Origin of the sequence: Paracoccus sp. SSK6 (assembly GCF_039770665.1) — a bacterium.
In the GTDB taxonomy this organism is placed as follows: Bacteria; Pseudomonadota; Alphaproteobacteria; order Rhodobacterales; family Rhodobacteraceae; genus Paracoccus.
Genome location: NZ_JBDPNJ010000059.1, coordinates 2,501 through 5,159 on the forward strand (window position 1 = coordinate 2,501; position 2,659 = coordinate 5,159).

A 2,659-nucleotide genomic window follows, 5' to 3' on the forward strand; every position below is an offset into this window, starting at 1 on the left:
GAAGCGAACGGGGTGCGGGCAGCAAAAGGCCGCATCCTTGAAAGACCAAGTCTTTCTTCTTCCGGATCAAATCAAGCGCGATAAGGGCGTTTGGTGGATGCCTTGGCAGCAAGAGGCGATGAAGGACGTGATACCCTGCGATAAGCCATGGGGAGCCGGGAATAGGCTTTGATCCATGGATCTCCGAATGGGGAAACCCACCTGATGCTTGGTTGTTGTTTGCCGCTTGCGGCAATCAACAATCGGGCAAACCAGGTATCTTGGACCTGAACACATAGGGTTCAAGAAGCGAACCCGGGGAACTGAAACATCTAAGTACCCGGAGGAAAGGAAATCAAACCAGAGACTCCGTCAGTAGCGGCGAGCGAACGCGGACCAGCCGAGCCTTGAGGATGACCAGAACAGACTGGAAAGTCTGGCCAGAGCGGGTGACAGCCCCGTATGGGAAGTCTGATGGGACGTATCAAGTAGGGCGGGACACGTGAAATCCTGTCTGAAGATCGGGGGACCACCCCCGAAGGCTAAGTACTCCTTGCTGACCGATAGCGAACCAGTACCGTGAGGGAAAGGTGAAAAGCACCCCGACGAGGGGAGTGAAACAGTTTCTGAAACCGGACGCCTACAAGCAGTCGGAGGGGGCATGACCCCTGACGGCGTACCTTTTGTATAATGGGTCAACGACTTGGTCTATCTAGCAAGCTTAAGCCGTTAGGTGGAGGCGCAGCGAAAGCGAGTCTTAAATGGGCGCATGAGTTAGATGGATCAGACCCGAAACCAGATGATCTAGGCATGAGCAGGATGAAGGTTGGGTAACACCAACTGGAGGTCCGAACCCACACCTGTTGAAAAAGGTCGGGATGACTTGTGCCTAGGGGTGAAAGGCCAATCAAATCTGGAGATAGCTGGTTCTCCGCGAAAGCTATTTAGGTAGCGCCTCGGACGTATCCTCCTGGGGGTAGAGCACTGCATGGATGATGGGGGCCCACAGCCTTACTGAGTCTAAGCAAACTCCGAATACCAGGAAGGACTATCCGGGAGACACACGGCGGGTGCTAACGTCCGTCGTGGAGAGGGAAACAACCCTGACCAACAGCTAAGGCCCCCAATTCGTGGCTAAGTGGGAAAGCATGTGAGACTTCCAAAACAACCAGGAGGTTGGCTTAGAAGCAGCCATCCTTTAAAGATAGCGTAACAGCTCACTGGTCTAATCAAGAGGTCTTGCGGCGAAGATGTAACGGGGCTCAAGCCACGAGCCGAAGCTTTGGATGTGCATTTATGCACGTGGTAGCGGAGCGTTCTGTGATAGAGGACGCTGCCTCTTTTGCATCCTTGCGATGCAACGGAGGCACTGTTCTGACTGTGAAGCCGGGGCGTGAGCCATCCGGTGGAGTGATCAGAAGTGAGAATGTTGACATGAGTAGCGACAAACAGGGTGAGAGACCCTGTCGCCGAAAGTCCAAGGGTTCCTGCTTAAAGCTAATCTGAGCAGGGTGAGCCGGCCCCTAAGGCGAGGCCGAAAGGCGTAGTCGATGGGAACCAGGTTAATAGTCCTGGGCCAGGAGATGGTGACGGATCGCAGGTGTTGTGAGGTCTTATCGGATTGACCTTGCAGCTGAGCGGTTCCTGGAAACAGCCCTCCACAAGACCGTACCCGAAACCGACACAGGTGGACTGGTAGAGAATACCAAGGCGCTTGAGAGAACCACGTTTAAGGAACTCGGCAAAATACCTCCGTAAGTTCGCGAGAAGGAGGCCCGGTTGATGGGCAACCATTGGCCGGGGGCACAAACCAGGGGGTGGCGACTGTTTACTAAAAACACAGGGCTCTGCGAAGTCGCAAGACGACGTATAGGGTCTGACGCCTGCCCGGTGCCGGAAGGTTAAAAGGAGAGGTGCAAGCCTTGAATTGAAGCCCCGGTAAACGGCGGCCGTAACTATAACGGTCCTAAGGTAGCGAAATTCCTTGTCGGGTAAGTTCCGACCTGCACGAATGGCGTAACGACTTCCCCGCTGTCTCAAACGTGGACTCAGCGAAATTGAACTGTCTGTGAAGATGCAGACTTCCCGCGGTTAGACGGAAAGACCCCATGCACCTTTACTCCAACTTCGCACTGGCATCAGGATTGCGATGTGCAGGATAGGCGGTAGGCTTTGAAGCGGGGACGCCAGTTCCCGTGGAGCCGTCCTTGAGATACCGCCCTTCGCTGTTCTGATGTCTAACCGCGGCCCGTTATCCGGGTCCGGGACCCTGCGTGGTGGGGAGTTTGACTGGGGCGGTCGCCTCCCAAACAGTAACGGAGGCGCGCGAAGGTTGGCTCAGAGCGGTCGGAAATCGCTCGTTGAGTGCAATGGCAGAAGCCAGCCTGACTGCAAGACTGACAAGTCGAGCAGAGTCGAAAGACGGCCATAGTGATCCGGTGGTCCCGAGTGGAAGGGCCATCGCTCAACGGATAAAAGGTACGCTGGGGATAACAGGCTGATGATGCCCAAGAGTCCATATCGACGGCATCGTTTGGCACCTCGATGTCGGCTCATCTCATCCTGGGGCTGGAGCAGGTCCCAAGGGTATGGCTGTTCGCCATTTAAAGAGGTACGTGAGCTGGGTTTAGAACGTCGTGAGACAGTTCGGTCCCTATCTGCCGTGGGTGTTGGAGACTTG

General features: G+C 55.3%; 1 rRNA gene. It reads left to right on the top strand.

What is annotated here, in order from left to right:
• Positions 1-69 precede the first annotated feature (69 nt).
• A 23S ribosomal RNA gene (locus AAIL68_RS17085) occupies positions 70-2,659 on the top strand; the annotation flags it as partial.